General features: G+C 75.4%; 5 protein-coding genes. 3 read left to right on the forward strand and 2 right to left on the reverse strand.

Annotated elements, in window-relative coordinates:
- Positions 1–54: 54 nt before the first annotated feature.
- Entirely contained in the window at positions 55–1542 is a 1488-nt protein-coding gene (locus tag ACFWBD_RS20930) for a tetratricopeptide repeat protein (protein WP_385668590.1), read from the reverse strand.
- Positions 1543–1640: 98 nt separating this feature from the next.
- Here ACFWBD_RS20930 and ACFWBD_RS20935 point away from each other — a divergent pair, with 98 nt between their 5' ends.
- Entirely contained in the window at positions 1641–3011 is a 1371-nt protein-coding gene (locus tag ACFWBD_RS20935) for an FAD-binding oxidoreductase (protein ID WP_385668593.1), read from the forward strand.
- A gap of 96 nt (positions 3012–3107) precedes the next feature.
- On the opposite strand, the gene ACFWBD_RS20940 is transcribed toward ACFWBD_RS20935, so the two are convergent.
- The gene (locus tag ACFWBD_RS20940) at positions 3108–3584 is read right to left on the reverse strand and encodes an SsgA family sporulation/cell division regulator (protein ID WP_385668595.1); all 477 of its coding nucleotides are present in this window, start codon (positions 3582–3584) and stop codon (positions 3108–3110) included.
- A gap of 273 nt (positions 3585–3857) precedes the next feature.
- Between ACFWBD_RS20940 and ACFWBD_RS20945 the strand changes: the two genes are divergently transcribed.
- The gene (locus tag ACFWBD_RS20945; RefSeq protein WP_385668598.1) at positions 3858–5627 is read left to right on the forward strand and encodes an RDD family protein; all 1770 of its coding nucleotides are present in this window, start codon (positions 3858–3860) and stop codon (positions 5625–5627) included.
- Between the two features lie 155 nt (positions 5628–5782).
- Complete coding sequence (locus ACFWBD_RS20950) at positions 5783–6487, forward strand: RDD family protein (protein ID WP_385668601.1); 705 nt, start codon at positions 5783–5785, stop codon at positions 6485–6487.
- The last annotated feature ends 46 nt before the right edge of the window (positions 6488–6533 follow it).

Below are 6533 nucleotides of genomic sequence, written 5' to 3' on the forward strand. Positions count from 1 at the left end.
CACGAACGACGCGTCGGGCGGTGGGGCGGTGGGGCGGCAGGGCGGAGGGCGGCCTTACTCGGGCAGCTCGGCCGGGGCCGGCTCGCCGCCCAGCCGGGCCACCGCCGCCCGGGCCACCGGGCCGAGCAGCGGCGAGAAGTACGGGTTGATCTGCAAGGCCTCCCGGAGGTGACGCCGGGCCGGCCCCGCCATCTCCAGCTCCCGCTCGATCATGCCCCGGTGGTACATGTACGGCGCGCTGCGCACGGCGCCCCCGTGCACCCGGTCGGTGGCGATCACGGCGAACTTCAGCGCCTCCTTGTCGTCCCCGGCCCGGTGCAGCGCCCAGCCCAGCGCGTCCGCGACCGCGATACCCGGCTGCTGCCGCCACTCGGCCCGCAGCCGCCGTACCGCAGAGGCCGGATCCCCGTGGTCCGCCTCGAACCGGCCGAGCACCAGCTCCCCGTCCACCCCGCCCGCCGCGTCCTGCCGGACCCGCGCCCGCAGCAGGTCGTACTGCACCCGCGCCGCCTGCGTGAGCCCCAGCGACTCGTACAGCTCGCCCAGTTCCAGCGCGTAACTCGGCGACGGCTGCTTGGCGAGCGCCACCTGGTACGCGTTCAGCGCCTCCGAGGTCCGCCCCAGAGCCGCCAGCGCCCGCCCCTGCCCGGCCTGCGCGGCCCGCTGGTCGGGGTCGGTCCTGACCGCCTCCTGGAAGTGCCGCAGGGCGTCCGCCCGCTCACCGCGCTCCCAGGCCAGCTGCCCCGCCCGCTCCAGCCAGGCCGCCTGCTCGGCGGGGGAGGAGGCGCCGGCCGCCGCGTCGGCCAGCGCCGCCTGCGCGTCCTCGCGCCAGCCCCGGTCCCAGTAGACGCCCGCCGCCCGGGCCCGCACGGCAGGACCGGAGTGCAGCGCGGTCAGCGAGTCGAGGGCCTTGTGGGCCTTCTTGTAGTCACCGAGCCCGGTGTACGCGTCGATGAGCTGCGGATACGTCGTCCAACGCCTCGGCGCCAGCTTGCGCGCGGCCTCGCCCCAGGACAGCGCCCCCCGGAAGTCACGGCGGGCGTTCGCCAGCGCGGCCAGACCGTCGAGGGCCTCGGCGTTGGCCTTCGGGCGCACCTTCAGCGAGGTCCGCAGCGCCTGCTCGGCCTTCGGGTACAGGACGGCGGCGTCGGCGGTGCGCCGGCCCTGCTCGACGTAGGCCGTGCCCAGCACCGCCCAGGACCGCGCGTCCCGTGGATGCGCCCGCACCCGGCTCTCGCGCTCGCCGATCAGCACCGCCAGATCCGGCAGCGCGGCCGGCACCCCCGCACGGACCGCGGTGCCCGCCTGCGCCCCCGGAGCCGCCGTGGGCGCCCGCCGCACCGCGGGCTCCTCCCCGGGCAGGCCCAGCAGCACCCCGCCGCCCAGCACGAGACACCCCACGAGCGAGCCGACGAGCAGCCGCCGACGCGGCCGGGAAACCCTGCCGGCGGCCGCGGGAGCCGCGTCGCCCGCGGCGGCCTCCTCGGGGGCGGTGCGCTCTTCGGCGGCGCGCTCTGCGTTCTCCATGGCGCTGTTCTCCATGGCGCTCACTGTGCGTCAGTACGACGACCGTATGACGTCAGCCGAAGGTCCGGGCGGACGGGGTTCACACCGATGGCCCCGGGTGCGAACCTGTGATCATGAGCCGTCACCTCGTCGACCGTCTGCTCGTCGGCCTGCCCGCCGAGGCCGTCCTCACCGACCCGGACATCACGGGTTCCTACGCCAACGACATGGCCAGTTTCTGTCCGGCCGGCACCCCCGCCGCGGTGGTGCTGCCGCGCACCGTCGAAGAGGTCCAGCACGTCATGCGGACGGCGACCGAGCTGCGCGTCCCGGTCGTCCCGCAGGGCGCCCGCACCGGACTGTCCGGGGGCGCCAACGCCTCCGAGGGCTGCGTCGTCCTCTCCCTGACGAGGATGGACCGGATCATCGAGATCAACCCGGTCGACCGGATCGCCGTCGTCGAACCGGGCGTCGTCAACGCGACCCTCTCCCGCGCGGTGAACGAACACGGCCTCTGCTACCCGCCCGACCCCTCCAGCTGGGAGACGTGCACGATCGGCGGCAACATCGGCACCGCCTCGGGCGGCCTGTGCTGCGTCAAGTACGGGGTGACGGCCGAGTACGTCCTCGGCCTGGACGTCGTGCTCGCCGACGGCCGCCTGATGGCCACCGGGCGGCGCACCGCGAAGGGCGTCGCCGGATACGACCTCACCCGGCTGTTCGTGGGCTCGGAGGGCTCGCTGGGGATCGTCGTCGGGGCGGTCCTCGCCCTCCGGCCGCAGCCGCCGCAGCAGCTGGTGCTGGCGGCCGAGTTCGCGTCCGGGGCCGCCGCCTGCGACGCGGTGTGCCGGATCATGGCCGGCGGACACGTCCCGTCCCTCCTCGAACTCATGGACCGTACGACGGTCAGAGCCGTCAACGACCTGACCCGCATGGGACTCCCCGAGACCACCGAAGCCCTGCTGCTGGCGGCCTTCGACACTCCCGATCCGGCCGCCGACCTCGCCGCCGTCGGCGCGCTGTGCGAGGCGGCCGGCGCCACCCAGGTGGTCCCCGCCGACGACTTCGCGGAGTCCGAACTCCTGCTCCAGGCACGGCGGTCGTCGCTCGTCGCCCTGGAGGCCGTCAAGGGCGCGACGATGATCGACGACGTGTGCGTGCCCCGGTCCAGGCTCGGCGAGATGATCGAGGGCGTCGAGCGCATCGCGCAGAAGCACCGGCTGACCATCGGGGTCGTCGCCCACGCGGGCGACGGCAACACCCACCCCACGGTCTGCTTCGACGCGGCGGACCCCGACGAGTGCCGGCGCGCCCGCGACTCCTTCGACGAGATCATGGCCCTCGGCCTGGAGCTCGGCGGCACCATCACCGGCGAGCACGGCGTGGGTGTGCTGAAGAAGGAGTGGCTGGCGCGCGAGATCGGCCCCGTGGGAGTGGAGATGCAGCGGGCGGTCAAGGCGGCCTTCGACCCGCTGGGCATCCTCAACCCGGGCAAACTGTTCTGACGCCGCCGCCGCGGCCGGGACGATGACCGTGATCGGGAGCGGGAGCGGGAGCGGGAGCGGGAGCGGGAGCGGGAGAACGGGAGCGAGGGCGGTGACTCACTCCCCGTCCTTGGCCTCGTCCGACGGCCACGGGTCGCACAGCCACAGGTCGTCCGCGGGCGTCGGGGCGAGCAGCTCGGCCAGACCGTCGTCGATGCCGAGCTGATCGGCCTCGGTCCCCGGGGGCACCACCCGCAGCGTCCGCTCCAGCCAGGCCGAGACCTGGGCCGCGGGCGCCTCGAGAAGGGCGTCCCCGTCGGGCGAGCTCAGCGCCATCAGCACGACGCTGCGCCCCTCCACCTTCGTCGGCCACACCCGCACGTCCCCGTGCCCGCACGGCCGGAACACGCCCTCCACCAGCAGCTCGCGGGCGAACGTCCAGTCGACCGGGTGCTCGGAGTTGATGTGGAAGGCGACGTGGACGGCGAACGGGTCGTCGCTGCGGTAGCCCAGCCGGGCCGGGACCGGGATGCTGCGCTCCGGCGACAGGATCAGCTTGAGCTCCAGCTCGCGTTCCACCACGGTGTGATGCATGTCGGATCTCCTCTCGAGACGGACCTCGCGCGGGCCCGCGGTGGGCCCGTACGAGTGGAGAGGGGCCGGACCCGGAACCATTACGCGGGTTCGGCGGACCTTTTTCGGCGCGTTCATGCCCCGGGCTTCGACGGGCGGTTCCGAACGTGTGAAGAGCGTGCACGGGGTTGCCCGGAAAGGGGCGGGTCCGACAGGACTGGCCATGGGGCTTGCGTCGGTCTGATAGATGTGGAGCCCCCCAACCCACCCCCGAGCAGATACGGGACGACGGACATGAGCGCCCCAACCCCGGCACCCGGCGACGACAGGCCCCGCGAGGGGTACTACCCGGACCCGTCCATCCCTGGATACGTCCGGTACTGGAACGGTGCCTCCTGGGTACCGGGCACCAGCCGGCCGGCGCCCTCCGACGGCCGACCGCTCACGTCTGCGCCCGGCTCGCCCCCGGCCTCCGTGGAGGAGACCGGCCCGCACTTCTTCGACGAGGACCCGGCACCGGCGGACCCGTACGGCGGCCGTCCCGAGCCCGCCGCCGCGTGGGGCGCCGACCGCGCCCACCAGTCCGGCTTCGGCGGCGACCAGGACCGCCGGGTCTCCTGGGGCGCCCCGCAGGGCGCCGACCCGAGGGTGCCCTCGCCCGCCCCGGCCCAGCCCGAGGGCCTGTCGACGAGCACGGACGGCACGTCGACGATCCCGCCCGCGGAACCGGAGGACGGCGCAGGCGCCGGTGCCGGGGACGTGGTCTCCGGGGGCACGTTCGTCTTCCGCCGGCCGACGCCGGGCGGCGGTGCCACCCCCGCGTCCGGCCCCTCCGGCCAGCCGGGGCTCGTCCGCGACGAGGGCACGGTGACCTTCCGTGCGCCGGCCCCGCGCAGCGGCCGCCAGGACGGCGCGTCCGGCGCGCAGCCGGCGGGCACGCCCGGCCCGGCGGGCAACGCGGCCGCGTTCCCCGCCGCAGCGCAGGGACCCGCCCCCACGGCGGGAACCGGCCCCGGCGCGGCCGCCTTCGGCGCTCAGGGACCGGTCGGCGCGCCGGCCGGTCCCGGTGCCGCCCCCGCCCAGCCCGGTTTCGGGGCCGGCAAGGCGGCCGCCGAGCGTGCGGCGGCGGCTCAGCCCCCGGGCGTCCCGGCCCCGCAGGGCCCGGCACACGTCGCGGCTGCCGCACCGTCGCCGGCCCCCGCTCCCACCCCCGCGCCTGTTCCGGCCCCCGCGCCTGTTCCGGCCCCCGCTCCGGCCCCCGCCCCGCAGGGCCCTGGGGGGTTCCCGGCAGCGCCGCCCGGTGCTCAACCCGGTGCTCAGCCCGTCGCCCAGGCGCCGGCGTCCGCCCTCTCCGGCCCCCAGCAGGCCGCTCCGAGCGTGCCCCAGCAGGCCGCCGGCCCCCAGCCGCAGCCCCCGCAGGCCGCCGCCCAGGCAGCGGTCCCGATGGCCGCGGGGCCCGGCGGTGGGCAGCCCTCGTGGGCGCAGCAGGTGCACCGGCTCGCGGGCGCGGAGGACGGACCCGTCGCGCCCTGGAAGCCGCCGGTGGACGACATCTTCCAGGCGGCCGCCCGGCGGGCGGCCTCGGCCCGTCCCGCGGGCCTCGGCAAGCGGCTGGCCGCCCGCTTCGTCGACACGCTCGTCCTCGCGGCCGTCACCGCCGCCGCCGCCGTGCCGCTGGGAGTGAGGGCCCTCGACCATGTGAACGCGAAGGTCGACGCCGCCAAACTCACCGGAGAGACCGTCACCGTCTGGCTGCTCGACGGCACGACGTCGGTGTACCTCGGGATCGTCCTCGCCGTGCTGCTGGTCTTCGGGATCGTCTACGAAGCCGTGCCGACCGCGAAGTGGGGCCGCACGCTGGGCAAGAAGCTGTTCGGTGTCGAGGTGCGGGACATCGAGGGCGGCGGGCCCCCGTCCTTCGGGGCGGCCCTGCGCCGCTGGCTCGTCTACAGCGTGCCCGGTCTGCTCGTCGTCGGTGTGGTGGGCGTCGTATGGGGCCTGTTCGACAAGCCGTGGCGGCAGTGCTGGCACGACAAGGCGGCGCACACGTTCGTCGCCGGCTGACCCACACTCCCGTACCCCGTACCCGCGTGCTCCCGTACCCGCGTGCTCCCGTACCCGCGTACTCCCGCACCTCCGTACCACCGCCCCCGTCCCCCGTCCCCCGGACGGCCGCTCGCCGGATGCGGAGCCCGCGGGTTCGCGGTCGACTCGGGGGCATGACCACCGAACCGCCCCCCGGCTCCGGCGGCGGCGAGCCGCCGGAGGACGACCCGTTCAGAAAGCGGCCCCCGCAGCAGGAGCCGCCGCAGCCCCCGTACGGTCAGGGCCGGCCCCCGTCCGGTGCGGGACAGGGCTCGCCGTACGACGCACCGCACGATCCCTACGGCGGTGGGGCGGGCCAGCCCCCGCCCCACGGCGGTGGTCCGCAGGGCGGCGACCCCTACGGCGGCTATCCCGCCGACCCGCTCTCCGGGATGCCCCCGCTCGCCGACAGCGGCAAGCGCACACTGGCCCGGATCATCGACATGATCCTCGTCTTCATCGTGGTGACCCTGCTGGCCTGGGCCTTCGGGGTCGCGCAGTACACGGTGGACGCGGACGAGATCGAGTTCGGCAAGACCTTCGGGCGGGAGCTCCTCGCCGCGATCCTGTACGTCGCGTACGACACGATCCTGACCGCCAAGTCCGGCCAGACGCTGGGCAAGAAGTGGCTCGGCCTGCGCGTGGCCAACCTCGACAACGGCTCCACGCCCTCCACGCAGACCTCGCTGATCCGCGCCCTGGTGCTGTGGGTGCCGTTCGCGTTCTGCTGCGCCTGTGTGTGGACGGCGATCTGCGGCGGCTGGAGTTTCTTCGACAAGCCCTACAAGCAGGGTCTGCACGACAAGGCGGCCAAGACGGTGGTGGTCAGCACGCGGTGAGCCGGCCGCGCGCAGGACGGAGGGCCCACGCCACGAGGCGTGGGCC

This window comes from Streptomyces sp. NPDC060002, from assembly GCF_042737245.1.
Lineage (GTDB): Bacteria > Actinomycetota > Actinomycetes > Streptomycetales > Streptomycetaceae > Streptomyces.